The sequence below is a fragment of the Streptomyces sp. NPDC044719 genome, assembly GCF_056433405.1.
In genome coordinates, this window is sequence record NZ_JBWKHE010000004.1 from 258,833 (window position 1) to 277,990 (window position 19,158).

Consider the following 19,158-nt stretch of genomic DNA (forward strand, 5'->3'; position numbering starts at 1 on the left):
GAGGCACGCCTCGTCATCGCCGCGCCCACGAGATCAGGGCGATCGGCGGGCAGGCGTGACGAAGGCGGGGTGAACGGAGAGTGAGGAGGAGAAAGGGCGTCAGCAGCCGCGGCGACACGCGGCGGAGGCCACCCGCAGCAGGTCGATGTGACCGCGCGTGGTGAGCAGGGCTGAACGCAACATGCCGCTGAACCTAGCCAGGTGGCATGCGCACGGTCAACGGCGTCTCGTCCAGTGGACGCCGGTATCGCCACTCGGTCCGGCCTGACCCGGCGAGCCCCAGCGGGTGCGTCAGGATGGGGGGCATGTCAGATGTCTTCACCACCCGAGTTCTGAACATCACCTCCGGATCCACGGAGAAGGTCGTCGACATCACCGGCGACTGCGAATCCTTCCTGCGCGAGGCGGCCGCCGGCCGCGACGGTCTCCTCAATGTTTTTGTGCCCCACGCGACGTCGTGTGACTTGCAACTGTCACGTACCCCAGTAGACGCACCCAGCGGCCCCTAGAACGGTGTGGGCCCTGGTGGGAGGGCCTACAGAGTGAGCATTGCGACGATCGAGCGACCGGCGACGCGGGAGAACCCGGGCACGGCCAAGGTGGTGGGCATCGACCTGGCCCAGTTCCTGGACGACATCACCGGGTGCCAGCCGGAGGACCTGGCGGACATCTACGTCCGGCGGTCCAAGCCCAAGGAAGACCTGGCGACTCTGACGAAACACGCCTGGGACATGGTGGAGGCGGCCCACCGGGAGGACCGCAAGGTCCGGGCCGTGTGGTGGGAGCAACGGAGCGCGTCCAAGTCGTACGTGCGGCGGGATGAGCTGGAGGCGGCCATGGGGGCCGTCATGGAGGGTCATTCCAAGACGCTGTATGTGCGCAAGCTGGACCGGTTCGACCGACGCGGGATGGGGACCGTGGGGTCCGCCCTGGATGAGCTGGACAAGCGGCGGGCCAGGCTCCGGGTGGTGAAGGAGGGCCTGGACTCCAGCGTGGCGGGCCAGCGCATCATCTTTGCAGTCCTGGCGGAGCGGGCCCGGGAAGAGGCCCAAGACATTGCGTGGCGGACCCAGGAGGGCAAGGACGCACACAAGGCCCTGGGGGAGTGGCAAGGCGGCATTGTCCCGTTCGGCCTGGAGCGTGACCCGGAGAAGAAGGGGCGCATCCGGCGGCGGGCCGACGAATACACCATCGCGCGGGAGAAGATCGCCGTTCCGCTACTGAACGGCGATTCAGCGCGCAAGGTGGCGCATGCGCTGAATGCGGAGGGCATCCGGACGCGTGGTGGCAAGCTGTGGTCGGCCACGACCGTGGCCAAGCTGGCCCATTCCCCGCTGTGGGCCGGGTTGCTCCCCGACCGTGAGCGCATCATGGACGAACACGGCAACCCCACCGGCCGATGGAAGCACACCGGACGGGCGTACCTGGACGACAAGGGCCGCACGGTCAGTGTCGGCCAGGGCGTCATCACCAAGGGCGAACGGGCCATCATTCAGGGCAAGTTGGCGGCCCGTACCCGGCCCGGGGGAGGGGGCAAACGCGCGCCGGAATACCTCCTGACCGACACACTCCGGTGCGGCCGGTGTGGCGGCCCCATGGAGGGCGGCGGACAGGCGGCCAGGGGCGGCCGGTACCACTGCCGCAAGTGGTCCAGGGAGGGTAAGAACGGGTGCCAGGGAGTCATCACCCGCGCGTGCCGGGTGAATGAGGCCGTGACGGCCATGTGGTGGTCTCACGTCTCTGCCCTGGAGCCGGGGGACGCTGCGCTGGACGCCATCGCACGCCGCTGGGTGTCCATCAAGGACCCGGAAAAGGACACCCGCCGTAAGGAGCTGGTGGCGGAGCTGGCCCAGGTGAAGGCCCGCATAGAGAAGCTGGACCACGACCACTACGTCCGGGGGAAGTTGTCGGAGGAGCGGTACGACACGCTGAGCGAACAACAGGTCAAGATCCGCAAGGAACTGGAGGAGGAACAGGAGGAGTTGGCCCGGGATTCGGACCTGTCGGCCCTGCTGAGCGACCCGGAAACCCTCCGGGAGGTCTGGGAGGCTTCACCCCAGGACGAACGACGGGAGTTGATCCGGTGTGCACTCCCCCGGGTGACGATCGCACCCGCCAAGGGCCAGGGCGACAAGACGCCCATCCTGAAGCGGTTGACCCCCAAGTGGGTGGACGGCCCGACGGCCAAGGTTGCCACGGTGGAGGTGGCGCGGAGTGAGGTCACGGCGGAGAGCCTGGATGCCGCCGCGTAGATGAGTGGCGTACGCCACTGACAGAGAGGGTCGGCCCCGCCAAGGGACCGGCCCTCCTTTGCGTTGCGTGACGGCCGGCTGAGCTGAGAGTGACGGAACGGGGTCCCAGGGGGCGGAAAAAGTGCCCTGGGACCCTTCTTTCTTACACACGCATTTAGAGAAGAACAGGCCCAGGGCACTTTTCTTGCCCCCAGCTCCTGGAGGGCCCGGCCCGTGGCGGAGGGCGGCCCCTGGCGGGCGTCACGGCCCCCAGTTAATGGATATGAAGGCGGGTCACCGGCTCACGCTCCAGCGTCTGACGTGGAGGTGACAGCGGCCCCGCCGGTTGGCTCCTCCCGCGCGCCCCGTTCTCTCCTCCGGGTTGACGCGCGGGAGTTGAGCCACGATCCCCCGGGCGGAGTGGCCGCCCATACCGCGCGGCCAACGCGGTGACCGGTTCGAACCCGGTCGGGGGAGCTGTCCCGTGTGCGGTGTGCGGAGTGCACCCGGCCCTAGTACCCGGTCCAGGGGTGGACCGTGGGAACACGGCGGGAGCGTGGGTTCGACCCCCACCACACGGGCCCCCTGACCGGCCCACCCAGCGGCGATGGGGGATTCACTTCCCTGGCCCCGGTGTCCACCACCCGGGGTCAGGGATGCAAGGCCACCTAGTCTCAATTGGAAAGACGCCCCCGCCGTTCGAGGGGGTAACGGCGGGTTCGATTCCCCCGGGGGCCACTTCCCAGACCATCCACTCCCAGGAGATCACCCGTGCCCATCAGCGTTCCCGCTCCCCGCCCGGTGATCCCCAAGGCCCCGTCCGTGCCCAAGGCTCCGGCATACAAGGGCCCGGCGTACAAGGCCCCGTCCACGGGCACGTCCCACACCACGCATGTGGTGCCGGTCTACGTGCCGTTCTACGGCGGGAGCAACACCAGCGCGGAGGGTGTCGGGGCGTCCATCGTCCTGGCCCTGGTCCTGGCGTTCGTCGTGGCCGTGGTCGTGAGCGTCGCACGGGGGCGGTGAGCCCATGGCTTGGCACGGCAGTGACCGGCGTGAGCGTCTGCCCAGCAACTGGCGGACGCTCCGGGCCAAGGTCCTGAGACGGGACGCGTACCTGTGTGTGGCCGTCCTCCGGGACACGGGCCTCCGCTGTACTGCGGTGGCCACGGACGTGGACCACATCATCCCGGGTGACAACCACGACATGACCAACCTTCAGTCCCTATGCACGTGGCACCACGCACGCAAGACAGCGGCGGAGGGTGCGGCGGCCAGGGGCCGACGGGTGCCCAGGAAGCGGCCGGACGACCGGCACCCTGGAGACCTGGCGTAACGCTCAGTGGACGGCCGGCTGAGCGGAGAGTGACGACGCGTGGAGCGTCCGTCCCGTCCCTTGTGTCCGAATTGACCTGGGGAGTACCCCCCTTCGGATCGGCCGGGACATCGAAACGTGATAGCGGCTCGAATCCTGTACGGGTTCCAAGGTCCACCAGGGCCACGCGTGATTACGCCGCGTGGCCGTTGACCTGGCGAAACGCCCCGGGGAGACCCCGGAGAGCGACGGCCGCAACGCCCCCTAACGGCCCGTTCGGGCCCCTGACGGCCTGGAGGCCCCGTTGCCCAATCCCATCACTGTGAAGGTGGCCCTGGAGGGCCAGGACCTGGATTACGAGGGTCACGACGTCACCCTGACCGTGGGTTGGGGTCTGTCGGAACCGGCCGTGGTTGACGCCCTGAAGTCGTTCCTGGAGTCGGACCCGGCGGTCCGCGTCCTGTACGCCCGTCGGCCGGATGTCCAGTACCTGGACGTGATCCCGCCGTACGTGGAGCCCACGCCCGAACCGGAGCCGGAGCCGGAACCCCCGGCCGACCCGGAGGCGTAACCCGACCAACCCAGACGCCCGGAGGGGGTGATCAGTCATGCCCGGACCCGTGCCCAAGCGGTCCGACCAACGGAGGCGGAGGAACGCGTCCGACGGCCCGGCCGTGGTGAAGGCGGAGGCTGGCAAGGCCCCGACCATCCCCCGCGCGTCTGGCGACTGGCACCCCATCGCAAAGCGTTGGTACCAGTCCCTGAAGGACTCCGGCCAGTCCCAGTTCTATGAGTCGTCCGACTGGCTTACGGCCGTGTACGTGGCGGAGGCCATGTCCCGGAACCTGGGCCAGTCCAAGTTCTCCGCCCAGTTGTTCCAGTCGGTCATGTCGGCCATGACCGACCTACTGACCACGGAGGGGGCCCGACGCCGGGCCCGCGTGGAGCTGGAGCGGGAGGAGATCGGGGAGGACGCGGAGGAGCTGGCCCGCGTGGCCCTGATGGACTCGTACCGCAAGGCGGCGGGCGGTGGCTGATCTTCAGCCGGTCCGTACGTGGCCGGACACGGTGCCGGAGCCCACCCGGACCCTGGGTTGGGACGTGCTCCTGTGGACCGCGCGTTACCTCCGCCAGCCGGACGGCCCCGACGCGGGTAAGCCATGGAAGTTCACGCCGGAACAGGTGCGGATTGTCCTCCGGTGGTTCGAGATTGACGATGCGGGCAACTTCACCCGACGCCAGGGCACCATCCGGCGTCTGAAGGGGTGGGGTAAGGACCCGTTCCTGGCGGCCCTGGCCGCAACGGAGTTCGTCGGCCCGTGCCGGTTCGGCGGATGGCGGGAGGGCGGTACCCCCAAGGCCATTCCACACCCGGCCCCCTGGGTTCAGGTGTGCGCCGTGTCCAAGGACCAGACGCGTAACACCATGCGCCTGTTCGGCCCGATGTTCTCTGACGAACTGGTGGCCCTCCACGGCATCGACGTGGGTAAAGAGATCATCTACGCCCGCAACGGTGCCGTGATTGAGGCCGTGACCAGCTCTCCGCGTGCGCTGGAGGGCGGCCGGTCCACGTTCGTGATCATGAATGAGACCCACCACTGGATCTCCGCGAACGGCGGCCATGAGATGGCTATGACCATCGCGGGCAACGTCGGTAAGAGCCGTGGTGGTGGCGCTCGAACCATGGAGATCACCAACGCCCCGTTGCCGGGTGAGGACTCCGTGGCGGAACAGACCTGGCATGCCTGGTCCAAGTTCGCGGAGGGCAAGTCCCGGGACTCCGGCATGTATTACGACTCCGTGGAGTCCCCGGCTCTCGACATGGGGGACCCGGACCAGCTCCGCGCGGGCATCATCGCGGCCCGTGGTGACGCGGATTGGCTGGACGTGGAGTGGATTCTCTCCACCATCTACTCCGGCCACATGCCGCGTTCCCGCTCCCAGCGGATGTTCCTCAATCAACTGGTCACGGCTGAAGACCAGTTGATTGCGCCGAACGACTGGGATGCACTGGCAGTGACGGCCGGCCTCACAGATGGTGACGCCATCACGCTGGGGTTTGACGGCGGCCTCCGGGACGACGCCACGGCCTTGGTGGCCATGCGCGTCAAGGACCGGCTGATAGTCCCCCTGGGCGTCTGGGAGCGTCCCGACGGCCCGGCCGGTGACGGCTGGGAGGTTGACCGCCTGGCGGTGGACGGAGCGGTCCGCAACGCCCTGGAGCGCTACGACGTACAGGCATTTTTCGCGGACGTGGCTCTCTGGGAGAGCTACGTGGATGCGTGGTCGGAGGACTACCGGGACCGCCTGGTGGTCAAGGCCAGTCCACAATCCGCGGTTGGCCGTGACATGCGTGGTGGCCTCCAGGAACTGACCCTGGCGAATGAGCGGCTGATGTCCGCCGTTGAGAACGGCCAGGTTGCCCACATCGGCACGGACACCCCGCTGGGAAAGACGCTCCGGCGCCACGTCCTCAACGCCCGGCGGAGGCCCAACCGGTTTGGCCTGTCATTCGGCAAGGCCAACCGGGAGTCCGCTCACAAGATCGACGCGTACGCGGCCACGTTGCTGGCCGACTTGGCACGCCACCGGCTCATTGAGTCCGGCAAATCCAGGGCCCCGGAGCGGGCCGGTTCCGTGTATTTCTTCTGATTCCCTGGAGGGGGACGAGTGGCAGAGACAACCGTCTCCCCCGTGGACCTGGCGGCCCTTGGGTTCGACCGACTGAAGGCGGACCGGGAGCGACTGGACAAGATCGACCGGTACATACGCGGGGAGCATGACGGCCCGTACATCCCCAAGTCGGCCACGGAGGAGTACAAACTCCTGGCCAAGCGGGCCGTGTTCAACGTGCTTCCCCTCCTGGTCAAGACACCCAGTCAGGCCATGGCCGTGGACGGGTACCGCCGGAGTCTCGAACCGGCGGAGGACCTGGACGACGCGGAGACCCCGGAGACGGAGGTCCCGGAGGAGTGGCGGGCCTGGCAAGACAACCGCATGGACGCCCGCCAGGTCCCGGTCCACCGGGCGGCCCTGACCTACGGCCAGTCGTTCGTCACGGTCCTACGGGACCCGGCGGACCCGGCCCGGCCGGTCATCCGTGGCGTGTCTCCCCGGCTCATGTACGCGTCGTACGACGACCCAGCGGCGGACGCCCTCCCGTTGTGGACCCTCCAGGTGGAGACCATGCCGGAAAAGGAGGGGGCGGAGGTCCGGGGATGGCTGATGGACGGGACGACCGTCTATGACGTGATGGTGGGCGGTAAGGACGGTCCCCGCATCGTCGGCCAGGCCCCGCACGGATTCGACGTGTGCCCAGTGGTCCGGTTCGCTCCGGACATCGACCTGGAGGGCCGGGTCACGGGCGTGGTGGAGCCGATGATCCCCATTCAGGACCGGGTCAACCAAACCGTGTTTGACCTCCTGGTCTCCCAGACGTTCGGATCGTTCAAGGTCCGCACCATCAGCGGCATGGCTCCGGAGTTCAAGCGGGACCCGGAGACGGGGGAGGTCCTGGTGGACGCCAACGGGCGGCCCATCCCGATTCCCATTCAGGCGGACGCGTCCCGCTTCCTGGTGGCCCCCGACCCGGACACCAAGTTCAACGTCCTGGACGAAACCCCCTTGGGCGGGTTCCTGGAGGCCATCGAACTGGGCACCAAGCACATGGCGGCCCTGTCCCAGCTCCCGCCCATGTACCTGGGCGTGGGCAGCATGACGAACCTGTCCGCTGAAGCGATGGCGGCGGCGGAAATGGCCATGTCCCGGGCCGTGGATGAGTTCCAACACTTCCTTGGGGAGTCGTGGGAGCTGGTCCTGTTCCTGTGCGCCATCGTGCGCGGAGTGGACCCGGACACCGGGGCGGAGGTCCTTTGGAAGGATGCCGGTTCCCGCTCCCTGGCCCAGACGGTTGACGCCCTGGGTAAGGCCGTCCAGATGCTCAACGTTCCCGCGCGGGCCATGTGGCCCCGCATCCCCGGCGTGACTGCCCGGGACGTGGAGGAGTGGGCCCAGATGGCGGAGGCGGACGACCCGGGCCTACGGATGGCGGACGCGATGGCGTCGGCCGTGGCCCCGGCGGCCCTCACTGAGAGTTCGGCCGGCGGTGACGATGCGTAGAGGTACGGCGGCCCTCCTGGATGAAAACTGGAGGGCCCAAGCGCGCATCGGGACCAGCGTGTCCGCCCAGTCCCTGACCCAGTGGTCACGCGTAAACCCGCTCTCCCTGGCGGAGAGTGGGTCCGTGTGGCTGGCGTTCATGCTGGCCCTGATCAGGGGTGAGCGGAAGCGGTCCCGGGACCAGGCGGCGGCATTCCTCCGGCTGTACCGGGCCCTGGAGACGGGATACACACTCCCGCCGCTCCAGGACGACCCCGAAAGCGACTCCACGACCCTGGGGGAGCTACGGGAGGACTGGGCCCGGGTGACGGACACGATCCGGACCCCGGAGCCGGACGACGCGGACCGCATCCGGATTGACGGTGACTTCACATGGCCGGAGGAGCCGGTGGAGTCGTTCGACCGGGCGGCCGTTGCTTCCCTGGTGTCCCAAGGTCCGGCCAAGGTGCGCGAACAGGTGGCCCAGGCGGCCCAGGAACAAGCGCGCGGACGGCTGGACGATGCGGGATTCCTGGAGGAGCTGGAGAGCGTCCACGCAAGCGCAGGAACCCAGGCGGCCAACGCGGCCGACCGGGAGGCCATCCGTTCCGGCCGTGACCTCATTGACCGTGCGTCCCAGGAGGACAAGCGGGTGGTGGGTTGGGCCCGGGTGACGGACGGGAACCCGTGCGCGTTCTGCGCCATGCTGGCGTCCCGGGGAGCCATCTACCGCTCCCAGGCCACGGCGGCCGGTGGCGGGCGGCGGAAACCCGCTGGGTCGGCCGACGGGCGGGCCCGGAAGAACCGGCGGCCCCCGGTGGCCCTGGAGGACCTGACCCGGTACCACAACGGGTGTCACTGCCAGATGGTCCCTGTCTACTCCCGAAACGACTTTATGACCCCGGACGCCAAGCGGTACTCACGCGAGTGGGACCAGGTGGCCGGGAAGCTGTCCGGCGCGGAGGCCCGCGCGGCCTGGCGTCGACACATCGAAGCATCCCGTTCCTGACTGGCCCAGGCGGCCGGTCCTTGGTGAGCCCTGGAGGCGTACCGCATGGCAGAGAACCCGAACCCGAACCCGAACGGCCCGGGGGAGTCGGAACATGTTCCGACCCAGGAGGGCCAGGAGGGCCAGAACGGCCCGGAGAGCGGCCAGGAGGGCCAGGAGGGCGCGGAGGGCCAGGGAGGCGGTCAGGAGGGCCAGGAGGACGGCCAGGAGGGCCAGGAGCTGGACGACCCGGTCAAGCTCCGGGAGGAGCTGAAGGACGCCCGCGCGGAGGCGGCCAAGTACCGGGTGAAGGCCCGGGAGACGGCGGAGGCCCTGAAGGCGGCCAAGACGCCGGAGGAGTACCAGGCCGTGGCCGACAAGGTGGCGGAGCTGGAGACGGACCTCCACCGGGAGCGACTGGCCCGCAAGTACACACTTCCCCCGGTCCTGGCGGCCCGGATCTCCGGCGCGGATGACGACGCACGGGAGGCGGACGCCAAGGCCATGGCGGAGGCATTCCACGGCAAGGGTGGGGGCGTCGGTAAGGGCGGCCTGGACCCGTCGGCCAAGCCCGTGTCGAACGACCCGGCGGAGCTGGCGGCCAGCATTCCCCGCGCACGCCGGTAAGCATCACCACGCACCACCAAATCCAAGGGCTTTCCCCAGTTTCATGGGCCCTTGGCTGCACGCCGCTCCGGGGCCCTTTTCACGCCCTGGAGGGGTAACACATGGCGAATGCCTTCCTGAAGGCTGAGACCATCGCGGCCACCGCGCTGGGTCTCCTGGAGCGGGAGATGATCCTGTCCAACCTGGTGTGGTCGAACGCGGGTTTCGACTTCACCGGGGCCAAGGCGGACACCGTGACGGTCCGCATCCCGGCCACCACGACCGCCCGTGAGTACGAGTGGCGGAACGACCGGAGCGCGGACATCGTGCTGGACTCCCTGGCGGAGGACTCCATCACGGTCACGCTCAACAAGGACATCTATTCCGCCATCGCGGTGACCGATGAGGAACTGACCCTGGACATCAAGGACTTCGGTTCCCAGGTCCTCCAGCCTCAGGTCAACGCCATCGCCAAGGCCGTGGACACCGGCGTGGCAACCATGATCGAGGGGGCCACCTACGCCACCCCGACCGTGGACCTGGACCCGGCGGACCCGTTCCTGGGCCTGGTGGACGCCCGCGCGGCTCTCAACAAGTCGAACATCCCCCAGGAGGGCCGAACCTTCCTGATGGGTGCGGACGTTGAGACGGCCCTCCTGAAGTCCGGCCGGATCAACGACGTGTCCAAGTCGGGTTCGGACTCCGCTCTCCGCAACGCGACCGTGGGCCGCCTGGCCGGGTTCGACCTGGTGGTTTCGAACGCCATCGCACCGGATGCCGCGTACGCGTTCATCCCGTCCGCGTTCGTCCTGGCCACCCGGGCCCCGGCCATCCCGGCCGGTGTCACCAGCGGTTCGTCCCAGTCGTACAACGGCCTGGCCATGCGCTGGATTCGGGACTACGACGCGGCCAAGCTCCGGGACCGCTCCATCCTCAACGTCTACGCCGGTTACAACGTCATGACCGACAAGGTGGGGGCCACTAAGAAGCTGGTCCGCGCGGTCAAGTGCGGCCTGACGGTGGCTCCGTAAGGGCGGCTGACACATGATCCCCTTGGCTGATGTGGCGGCCCTGGAGGGCCGTCTAGGACGGACGCTCACGGGGGACGAACGGACCCAGGCGGAGGCGGCCCTAGTTGCTGCCTCCGCCCAGGTTCGGGCCTACGGCCTCCCCTGGAGGGACCCGGTAACGGCTCCGGCCATCGTCGGAACCATCGCGCTGGACGCTGCGGAGCGGAAGTTCCGCAACCCGGAGGGGTACCGGGCAGAGACGGAGGGCGGGTATTCGTACCAGCTCCCCGCGTCACTGCCCGTGGCGGCCGGCCTCACTCCCAGTGAGGTAACGCAAGTCCAGCGGGCGGCCGGGTTCCTGGGCATCCACTCCGTGCCCATGGAGACCTTGGGCGGTTCGCTGTGAGCCTGTTGGACTCCGGCCCGGACACCGTGACCGTGTTCCCCACGGTCCAGGTGGACGACGGGTACGGAGGCACCAAGCCCGGCCCCGGCCAGCCGGTGACCATCCGGGCCCGGGTTGAACCCGTGGCCAGCACGGAGTCCCCGGCCGCCGGTTACGTGGTCGGGACGGACTACCGCGTGATTGCGCGGTCCCTCCCGGCCGGGCCGTGGTCCCGCGTGGAGTGGGCCGGGTCCACCTGGTCCGTGGTCGGGGAGCCGGAGCGGTTCGGCGGTGGCCGACGGCTGGCCCACGACGTGGCAACGATCCGCAAGAGGTGACATGGCGGAGGTAATCAACGGCCTGGACCGCATCGTGGCGCGTATGCCCGGCGTCCGGGAGGCCATCGGAGACGAGACGGAGGCAAGCGGGGCCCGCGTGCGCGCCGTAGTGGAGGCCCACCGGAACACGGGGGCCCTGGCCACCGGCATGGACGTGAAGGTCCACCGGGTGGACGGCGTGGTGTCCCTGGAGGACCCGGCCGTGGTGTCCATCAATTACGGCCACTGGGCCCGTGACGGCATCACATGGGTGTCCGGCATCCACGCGATTGAGGCGGGCCTGTGAGACCCGTACTCCCCGACGTGGACGGCCTGGTGGTGGCGGCCCTGGCCGACGGCCTGACAGACGCCACGGTCCGCGTGGCCGTACCGGACGACTGGCCCGACCGGCTCCCCCTGGTGGTGGCCCGCCGGGTGCCCGGTGGCTCCACGGACGCACGCGGCATCGACGTGGCCCTAGTGGATGTCCAGGCCCTGGCCCGGGACCGGCGGGAAGCGTCCCGCCTGGCCCGTGTGGCCCGCGTGGTCCTGGCCGACGCGTGCCGGGCCCAGTACCGGGGGCCGGACGGCTACCTGTCCCGCTTCAACGACGTAACCGGCCCGGCGGAGATCCGGGACGGAGAACCAACGGCCGGACCGGACCTGTTTCGGTTCCAGGCCACTTACCGCGTGACCGCGCGGCCCATCATCTGATCAGGAGGTAGCGCGTTGGCGCTCATTGACGACGCTGCGATTGTTGCGGCGGGCGGATTCATCTACGTGGCCCCGGCGGACACGCCCAAGCCTGCGTCCATCACGGACCCCAAGAACCCGGGTGCCGGGTGGGAGTCCATCGGTCACACCAGTCTGGACGAACTCCCGGAGTTCGGCCGTGACGGTGATGACCCGGAGGTCAAGGGGAGTTGGCAGAACACCAAGCTCCGCCAGACCACGCCGGATGTCACGTACAGCGTGACGTTCCAGTCCATCCAGGCCACCAGCCTGACGTACCAGATGTACTTTGGCGCGGGCCCGGCGGCCGTCCAGGCGGACACGTCGTTCCGCATCCCGGCCACTCCCACGCCCCAGGTGAAGGCCCTCCTGGTCATCCTGGCGGACGGTACTCACTACCTCCCGCTTTACCACCCGCGCGTCTCCCTCCTGGGTTCGGACGCCGTGGGCATGGAGTCGGACGACTTCGTGACGTTCCCCATCAAGGGCACTTTCCTGGGCTCCGACACCATCGGCGGTGCCGTGGGTGAGTGGGCCCAGATTGAGGCCCCGGAAGCGCCGTAAGGCCACCGCGGATTCTCACTCTGCGTTGACGGCCGGCTGAGCGCTCCGTAATCGGCCCTCCCGCCACCGGTCCCCGGCGGGAGGGCTCTCAACTTCCCGGGGACCGCACTCACTTACAGACTTGGGGACCACACCATGACTGCACTGTCTTGCGCTGAGCTGATGACGGAGGCGGAGGCGGAGTACGCGTCTCTCCCGCTCGACACCCGCAAGGGCGGAACCGTCCAGCTCCGCAACCTTCTGATGCTCCCTCCGGAGGGCCTGAAGGCGGCCAGGGTCCTCCTGGAAGCGTTCGGGGACTCCAAGGACACGGACCTGGAGAAGCTGGTCCCCCAGCTCCGGGACCTCCTCCTGGTGGTCTGTGACAACGCCAAGGCCCTGTCGGCGGAGATGGCGGACTGGCCCCTGGGCGTGTACCTCCGCGTGGTCACGGCCTGGCAGGAGGAGACCCAGGCGGGGGAAGCGCAGGACTCGGACAGCTAATCAACGACGGACACGGCGGGGCCCTCCGCGCGGACCTCCAGCGCTTTTACGGCCTGGACCTTGCGGACGTGTGGCGCGGGACGCTCACACCCCGCCGTGTCTGGACGCTGTCTGAGTACCTACCTGATGACTCCGCCCTGGCGGCATCGTTCGCGGGCGGTTCCGACCATCGCGGCTGGACCCTGCAAACCCACCTGTTGGCCCAGCTCCTTAATGCGGTCCGGTTCGCGGACACCAACAACGTGCGGGTGAGCGGCGGGAAGATCCGCGATCCGGAGCCGGTGACGCCCCCGGCCGTGAAGTCGGCCAAGCCCAAGCGGCGCGGGCTGGACCTGTCCAAACACCCCCTTGCCAGACCACTGAATCCACAACCCGATAGGGGGTGACCCATGGCCGGACCCGGCGGCCGTGAAGCGGGACGGCTCTCCATCAAGGTGTTGCCGGACACGTCGAACTTTGCCGGTTCGCTCCAGCGCTACCTTGACCGCATCGAACGGCGGGCCCGCGTCCAGGTCCAGGCGGTCCCGGACCTGGCCGACTTCCGCCAGAGACTGAATACCCAACTGGCCCGTGTTCGGGCCCGTGTTCGCGTCAATGTGGACCCGGACCTGTCCGCGTTCCGCTCCACGCTCCGGGCCCGCCTGGAGGGAGCGGACGCACGTCTGGGCGTGCGCCTGGAGGTGGACGAGGGGGAGATAACCCGGCTCCGTCGGGAGCTGGCCCACATCACGCCCCCAATCACCATCCCGGCCCACGTCGACGTTGACCGCAACTCCCTGGCGAGTCTGACCCGGAGCCTGGGCAACATGGGCCGGGACGGGAACGGAGCGGCCCGTGGCCTGGCCACCCTGGCCGGGTCCGCCGCGCGGCTCACCACGATGGCGTCCGCCATCCCGGCCGTGGCTGGCCTGGCCAGTGGTCTGGCCGCGATGGCCCCGGCGGCCGGTGTGGCGGCCCCCGCCCTCCTGATGGTGGCCTCCGCCCAGGCGGCCATCAAGATAGGCACGGCCGGAGTCTCCGACGCCCTGAAGGGCAACGCGGAGGCACTGGCCAAACTGTCCCCGGCCGCCCGGGAGTTCGTCACCCAGGCCAAGGCCCTGGCCCCCGCGTGGGGCAAGGTCAAGTCCACTGTTCAGGAGAACCTGTTCAAGGGCCTGGGCGACTCCATGACCCGGACGGCCAACTCCGTGTTGCCGGTCCTCCGGGCCCAGCTCGGTGCCACGGCAACCACGCTCAACGGCATGGCCAAGGGCGTGGCGAACACGGCCAAGTCCCTGGCGGACAACGGCACGTTGGGCACGGCCCTGAAGGGCGCGAACACGGGCCTGAAGAACCTGTCAGGTCTCCCGGCGGTCCTGGTCCAGGGCCTGGGTCAGGTGGGAGCGGCGGCGGCCCCCGCGTTCGCCAAGTTGACCGGCGGAGCGGGCGGAGCGCTGGACCGGCTCTCCGCCAGGATGACCAAGGCTTTTGAGTCCGGCGCGATGCAAGCGAGCATCGAAAAGGCGTTGGGCCTGGTCCGCCAACTGTTCACGACCCTGGGCAACTTGGGCCAGACGGTGGCGAACGTCTTTGGCCCGGCGGCGGAGGCGGGCGGCGGGTTCCTCACGGTCCTGTCCGACGTGGCGGCCATGGCGGCCAAGGTCACGGCGTCCCCGGAGGCCCAGGCCACGTTCAAGGCCCTGTTTGAAACCCTGGCGGCCATCGGCCACGCCGTGGGTGGCGTCCTTGGGGCGGCCCTTCAGGCGGCCATGCCGCTACTGAACACGCTGGTTACGACCCTGGCCGGGCCCCTTCAGGGGGCGGTCAAGGTACTGGCCCCCGCGTTCCAGCAACTGGCGTCACTGCTGGGCACGGCCCTGGCCCCCGTGGTCAAGATCGTGAGTCAGGCCCTGGCCATGATCTTGCCGATTGCGGCCAACCTGGTGGCCCAACTGGCCGGAGCCCTGGGTCCCATTCTGGTGACCGTCGGGAAACTCCTGGGCCAAATCGGGGCCGCCCTCCTGACCGCGATAAAGCCCATTCTTGCGCAGCTTCCGGGAATTCTGGCCCCCATTCTTGGGGTCGTCCAGCAGCTCCTTCCGATTTTCGCGCAAATCGCGGCCCAGCTCATTTCCGCCTTGGCTCCCGCCTTGGCGCAGATCGGAGCCGCGTTTGGCAAACTCCTGGTGGCCGCGGGCCCCCTTATCACGTCCCTGGGCCAATTCCTGGCGGGTGCCCTGAAGGGCCTTATGCCCGTCATCACTTCCGTGATTGGGATTGTCGGAAAGATTGCGGGTGTGCTGGCCTCCCTGGCTACCAAGTACATCACCACAATCGTGATTCCGGCCGTCAAGATGGTCACTCGGCTTTTCCAGGGTGATTTCAAGGGTGCGCTGAGCATGGCCCGCCAGCTCCTGGCGAACCTGGGTGCATTCTTCGGCTCGATCTTTTCCAAGATTCGGTCCGTGGTGAGTTCCGGAGTTTCGGCCGTGGTCGGGTTCTTCCGGAACCTGGGGTCCCAGGCGTGGAGCGCGGTCAAGACGATGGGCTCCAATGTGGCCAGTGCGGCCATGTCGGCCATGAAGTCGATGGGCTCCCGGATATCCAGCGGCATTTCCACGGCCGTGGGGTACGTGAGGGGCCTCCCGGGCAAGGCCAAGTCGGCCCTGGGGAGCCTGGGTTCCACCTTGCTGGGTGCCGGAAAGTCGCTTATCCAGGGCTTTATCAACGGCATTAAGGGCATGGTGGGGAGCGTCAAGTCCACCCTGGGTGACCTGACATCCAAGCTGACTAGCTGGAAGGGTCCGCCCGCACGGGATAAGAAGATCCTTACCCCAGCCGGCCGTTTGTTGATCCAGGGTTTCATCAAGGGAATTGACGGCACCACGGCCCAGCTCCGGAGCAAACTCCAGAGCATTACCAAGCTCCTGCCCAAGTACACCAAGAGTGGCGTGGTAAAGAGCCTGAAGGCATCCACGGCGCAACTGTCCAAGCTGGTGACCCAGCGGGACGCGGTGACAAAGAAGCTGGAGGCGGCGGAAAAGAAGCTGGCGGATATCCGCAAGCAATATGACGACACCCGGACCTCAATCCGGGACGGCATTCTTTCCGGTGCCAACATCACCCAGGGCGGTGAGACGGGAGCGGCCGTCACGGCCCAGTCCATCATGGACAAGCTGAAGGCTGACATGTTGGCCGCAAAGAAGTTCGCGGCGGACCTGGCCAAGCTGAAGGCTAAGGGCCTTTCCAAGACGCTCCTGGAGCAAATCGCTTCAGCGGGTGTCGACGGAGGCGGGGCCTATGCGGCGGCCCTGGCGGATGCGTCCAACGCTCAGATATCTGAGTTGAACCGGACGCAAAAGCAACTGGAGGCGTACGCCGGTAAGGCTGGCACCGTTACGGCGGATGCCCTGTACGGCTCCGGAGTGCATGCGGCGGAGGGCCTGGTAAAGGGCCTGAAGTCGAAGGAAAAGGCAATCGAAAACCAGATGTTGAAGATTGCCAAGTCCATGGAAAAGGCTATTCGCAAGGCTTTGGGGATTCATTCCCCCAGTCGCGTTATGGCCGGAGTGGGCAAGTGGATTCCGGCGGGCCTGGTCCGTGGAATCGAGTCTGGAAAGCCGCGCGTGGACCGGCTGATGGACCGCCTTGTCACGGTTCCCTCCGTGGCGACGGTCAAGGCCGGTGTCCTGGTCCCGAACGGGGCCACGGCCGGAGGGTCAGAACATGTTCCGACCACTTCCGCCGGGGTCCGGATTGAGAACTATCACGCGGGCGGCATGACGCCGGGCCAGGTTGCCCGGGAGCTGGAGTGGCGCATGAAGGCAAGGGGGTGACATGGCCGGGGACCTGGTGACCCAGGACGGCCAAATCCAGTTCGGGGGCGTCCTGTTCGGTGAGACCACGGAATACGTGGGTGACCAGCTCACCGGATGGGATGACCTCCCGGACATGGATGTGGGCTCCGTGCCCATGCCGACACAACACGGCGCGTGGCCCGGGTCGCTCCTGGCGGGCGTGCGGGAACTGCAATGGGACTTCACGGTCCTGCCGGATGACCTGGCCGCATTCCCCCAGCTCCTGGCCCGCCTCCGGGCGGCCACGGCTCCGACGCCGGATGAACGGGAGCTGGTGGTCCAGCTTGCGGGGGCCCGGCGGCTGATGCGTGCGCGCGTCATCCGTCGGTCCCTCCCGGCGGACCGCCAGTACACCCGGGGCGAACCCTCCGGGTCCATCGTCTGGCAGTGCTCCGACCCGCGCCGGTACGACGTGGTGGAGGTGGCGGCCTCCACGGCCCTCCCGGCCCGTGAACCGGGTCTGGGGTGGTCGGGGGCCCCGCCCAACCGGATGTCCGCCGGACAGACGGCCGGAACCGGCCCGCTGTATCAGTGGTGGGCGGAGGGCAACGACCCGGCCATTACCGGTGACGGGACGGGCCCCGCGTCCGTCCAGGCCCTCACGGAGGGCGGGGAGCTGGTGTGGTCGTTCGACAACCCCAATGGGGATTACGGCTGGCCCGTCAAGGGCGGGGAGCCGGTGACGTTCACCAACGCCCTGGCCCCCGTCGTGGGTGGTGTGACGGTCCTCAACTGGTGGGGGCCGGGGAACACGTTCCTTGACCAGACCATCGGCCTGGCGGGCCAGGGCACGGTGTCCGTGGCGGCCCCGGCGGGGGCGGTCAGTGTCCAGCCCATCGTCAACTTCCTTACGGCCATGGCGGCCCCGGTGCCTATCGGTACGGCAAGCCTGGCCATCGGCACGGGGGAGGGCGTGGCGTACCCGCTGGACTGGGGGACGCCGGGGTCCACCGGAAGCGTGGCACCGGCCAACCGGGGTGACGCTCCGGCGCATCCCGTCGTGGAGTTCCGGGGGCCGGTCGTCCGGCCCAGGCTCACCCAGACGGAAACGGGCCGGGTCCTGGAGTACGACATCAGCTTGGCTGAGAGCGACGTACTGACCATCGACACGGCCGCCGGAACCGTGATGCTCAACGGGACGGCCTCCCGCATCTACACGGCCACCAGGGCGTCCCATCCGGAGCAGACGTTCACGCTGGAGCCGGGGGAGACCCCGATGGCGTTCCGGTGTGCCAACCAGTTCTATGACCCGGCCGCATCCGTGACGGTCCGGTGGCGCAACGCGTATTGGTAACAGAGAGGAACGCCGGCTGTGACGGTTCGTAGTGGATGGCTGCTCAACAGGGACGCCCAGGGAGGCGGCCAGACGCGGGAGGACACCCGCGTGGTCCCCACGGGGACGATGTACCCGGCCGGGGAGGTGACGGTCCGGGGTGGTGTGATTCCCGGTGGAGATCCGTTCAAGCTCACGTCCGCCGGAGCCATGGAGGCCACCATCAGTGTGGGCCGCGCGGTCCTTCAGGGCACGGCGGCCCAGGGTGCTTACCCGGTGGCGGTGACGGAGCCGGAAACCCTGACGTTCGCGGACGGTAACGCCCAGTTCCCGCGCAAGGACTCCGTGGTCATCCGGGTGCAGGACACCACGTACGACGGGACCGGCCAGGTTCGTGCCTACCTGGAGATCATGCAAGGCACGCCCGCCGCTTCCCCGACGGCCCCGACGGCCGACGGCACGTCGGAAAAGCTGTATGAGGTGACCATCCCGGCCGGTGCCTCCGCTGGTACGGGCGGTATCGACTGGGGTACGGCCGTGGCGGACCGGCGACGGTTCACCACGGGCCTGGGCGGCATCATGGCCGGTGGCTGGACCTCCGGCTACTCCGGGTCGTACCCGGGCCAGTACCGGGACAACGGCGGCGTACTGGAGCGGTGGAACGGGACCGCCTGGGAGCCGCGTCTCCGCCTGGGCCCGTCCGGCCGTCTGGAGTTCGCGGACCTGATTCTCCAGCGGGCATCGGACGGTGCCCTCCAGGTGGAACAGGCCGTCTACTCCCAGCGGACGGCGGCCACCGATTACGCGTTCTCCGCCAAGCCTGCGTCCGACACTTACGACCGGCTCCGGATCAACGCGGACGGCGCGATCAACTGGGGCCCCGGTACCGCAACCCGTGACGTGAACCTGTACCGGGGCGGCGTCAACATCCTGAAGACAGACGACGCGTTCGACTGCGCCATGGTCAAGACGACCACGGGTGTGACCGTCCAGTCCGGATGGACGATTTTCCAACAGGACCTCCGCGTCCGCGCGGGCGTGTCCGTGGTCCACCTGGCGTTCACCCGGTCCAGTGCCACGGCCGTGTCCGTCCCCGCGTCCGGCAACATCACGCCGGACCTCCTGATAGCCAAGGTTCCCGCGTCCATGACTCCGCCGTTCGACATGTTCTGTGCGGCCTCCACGGGCGTGGGTGACGGGTCGGTCCGCATCACCACGGCCGGGGACGTGGAGCTGTTGTCCTGGACGCCCTCCGCGTCCATCGCTCAGAACGCCACGATGCGCATTGAGTACACGTTCATCAAGTAAGGAAGGGGCCAC

19 protein-coding genes and 1 pseudogene are annotated in these 19,158 nt (G+C 68.4%); 19 read left to right on the forward strand and 1 reads right to left on the reverse strand.

Translation table 11 applies throughout. The annotated features are described in order from the left end of the window. Positions 1 to 99: 99 nt before the first annotated feature. Entirely contained in the window at positions 100 to 183 is an 84-nt protein-coding gene (locus AC07DF_RS17145; RefSeq protein WP_349817350.1) for a putative leader peptide, read from the reverse strand. A gap of 122 nt (positions 184 to 305) precedes the next feature. Here AC07DF_RS17145 and AC07DF_RS17150 point away from each other — a divergent pair. The 19 genes and pseudogenes from AC07DF_RS17150 to AC07DF_RS17240 form a co-directional block, all read left to right on the forward strand. Beyond that, positions 306 to 458, forward strand: a pseudogene (locus tag AC07DF_RS17150) (YjbQ family protein); the annotation flags it as partial. Positions 459 to 542: 84 nt separating this feature from the next. After that, positions 543 to 2,252, forward strand: a complete 1,710-nt coding sequence (locus AC07DF_RS17155; protein WP_478971441.1) for a recombinase family protein — start codon at positions 543 to 545, stop codon at positions 2,250 to 2,252. Positions 2,253 to 3,002: 750 nt separating this feature from the next. Continuing rightward, on the forward strand, positions 3,003 to 3,257 hold the full coding sequence (locus AC07DF_RS17160; protein ID WP_478971443.1) for a hypothetical protein: 255 nt from the start codon (positions 3,003 to 3,005) through the stop codon (positions 3,255 to 3,257). A gap of 593 nt (positions 3,258 to 3,850) precedes the next feature. Further along, the gene (locus AC07DF_RS17165; RefSeq protein ID WP_478971445.1) at positions 3,851 to 4,117 is read left to right on the forward strand and encodes a hypothetical protein; all 267 of its coding nucleotides are present in this window, start codon (positions 3,851 to 3,853) and stop codon (positions 4,115 to 4,117) included. A 37-nt stretch (positions 4,118 to 4,154) separates the two neighbouring features. Continuing rightward, positions 4,155 to 4,583, forward strand: a complete 429-nt coding sequence (locus AC07DF_RS17170) for a phage terminase small subunit (protein WP_478971447.1) — start codon at positions 4,155 to 4,157, stop codon at positions 4,581 to 4,583. After that, positions 4,576 to 6,198 (forward strand): terminase, encoded by a 1,623-nt coding sequence (locus AC07DF_RS17175; RefSeq protein WP_478971449.1) that lies wholly within the window; start codon positions 4,576 to 4,578, stop codon positions 6,196 to 6,198. The genes AC07DF_RS17170 and AC07DF_RS17175 overlap by 8 nt, the downstream gene beginning before the upstream one ends. 18 nt (positions 6,199 to 6,216) lie before the next feature. Further along, a complete protein-coding gene (locus tag AC07DF_RS17180) occupies positions 6,217 to 7,665 on the forward strand; it encodes a phage portal protein (protein ID WP_478971451.1) in 1,449 nt (482 codons plus the stop codon). Between the two features lie 58 nt (positions 7,666 to 7,723). Further along, a complete protein-coding gene (locus AC07DF_RS17185) occupies positions 7,724 to 8,653 on the forward strand; it encodes a VG15 protein (RefSeq protein WP_478971453.1) in 930 nt (309 codons plus the stop codon). A 45-nt stretch (positions 8,654 to 8,698) separates the two neighbouring features. Further along, positions 8,699 to 9,259 (forward strand): hypothetical protein, encoded by a 561-nt coding sequence (locus AC07DF_RS17190; protein ID WP_478971454.1) that lies wholly within the window; start codon positions 8,699 to 8,701, stop codon positions 9,257 to 9,259. A 101-nt stretch (positions 9,260 to 9,360) separates the two neighbouring features. Beyond that, positions 9,361 to 10,269, forward strand: a complete 909-nt coding sequence (locus AC07DF_RS17195) for a major capsid protein (RefSeq protein WP_478971456.1) — start codon at positions 9,361 to 9,363, stop codon at positions 10,267 to 10,269. 13 nt (positions 10,270 to 10,282) lie between these two features. After that, positions 10,283 to 10,654, forward strand: coding sequence for a hypothetical protein (locus tag AC07DF_RS17200; RefSeq protein WP_478971458.1), 372 nt, complete (start codon positions 10,283 to 10,285; stop codon positions 10,652 to 10,654). After that, positions 10,651 to 10,971, forward strand: a complete 321-nt coding sequence (locus tag AC07DF_RS17205) for a head-tail adaptor protein (RefSeq protein ID WP_478971460.1) — start codon at positions 10,651 to 10,653, stop codon at positions 10,969 to 10,971. Before AC07DF_RS17200 ends, AC07DF_RS17205 begins: the two co-directional genes overlap by 4 nt. 1 nt (position 10,972) lies before the next feature. Beyond that, complete coding sequence (locus tag AC07DF_RS17210; RefSeq protein WP_478971462.1) at positions 10,973 to 11,257, forward strand: DUF5403 family protein; 285 nt, start codon at positions 10,973 to 10,975, stop codon at positions 11,255 to 11,257. Beyond that, complete coding sequence (locus tag AC07DF_RS17215) at positions 11,254 to 11,664, forward strand: phage tail termination protein (RefSeq protein WP_478971464.1); 411 nt, start codon at positions 11,254 to 11,256, stop codon at positions 11,662 to 11,664. Before AC07DF_RS17210 ends, AC07DF_RS17215 begins: the two co-directional genes overlap by 4 nt. A 15-nt stretch (positions 11,665 to 11,679) precedes the next feature. After that, complete coding sequence (locus AC07DF_RS17220) at positions 11,680 to 12,246, forward strand: phage tail tube protein (RefSeq protein ID WP_478971466.1); 567 nt, start codon at positions 11,680 to 11,682, stop codon at positions 12,244 to 12,246. A 135-nt stretch (positions 12,247 to 12,381) separates the two neighbouring features. Beyond that, a complete protein-coding gene (locus AC07DF_RS17225; RefSeq protein WP_466270964.1) occupies positions 12,382 to 12,729 on the forward strand; it encodes a phage tail assembly protein in 348 nt (115 codons plus the stop codon). 389 nt (positions 12,730 to 13,118) lie between these two features. Next, on the forward strand, positions 13,119 to 16,544 hold the full coding sequence (locus tag AC07DF_RS17230; RefSeq protein WP_478971468.1) for a phage tail protein: 3,426 nt from the start codon (positions 13,119 to 13,121) through the stop codon (positions 16,542 to 16,544). Between the two features lies 1 nt (position 16,545). Then, positions 16,546 to 17,859: a phage distal tail protein gene (locus tag AC07DF_RS17235; protein ID WP_478971470.1), complete on the forward strand. Its 1,314-nt coding sequence runs from the start codon at positions 16,546 to 16,548 to the stop codon at positions 17,857 to 17,859. An 18-nt stretch (positions 17,860 to 17,877) separates the two neighbouring features. Then, entirely contained in the window at positions 17,878 to 19,146 is a 1,269-nt protein-coding gene (locus AC07DF_RS17240) for a hypothetical protein (protein ID WP_478971472.1), read from the forward strand. Positions 19,147 to 19,158 lie beyond the last annotated feature (12 nt).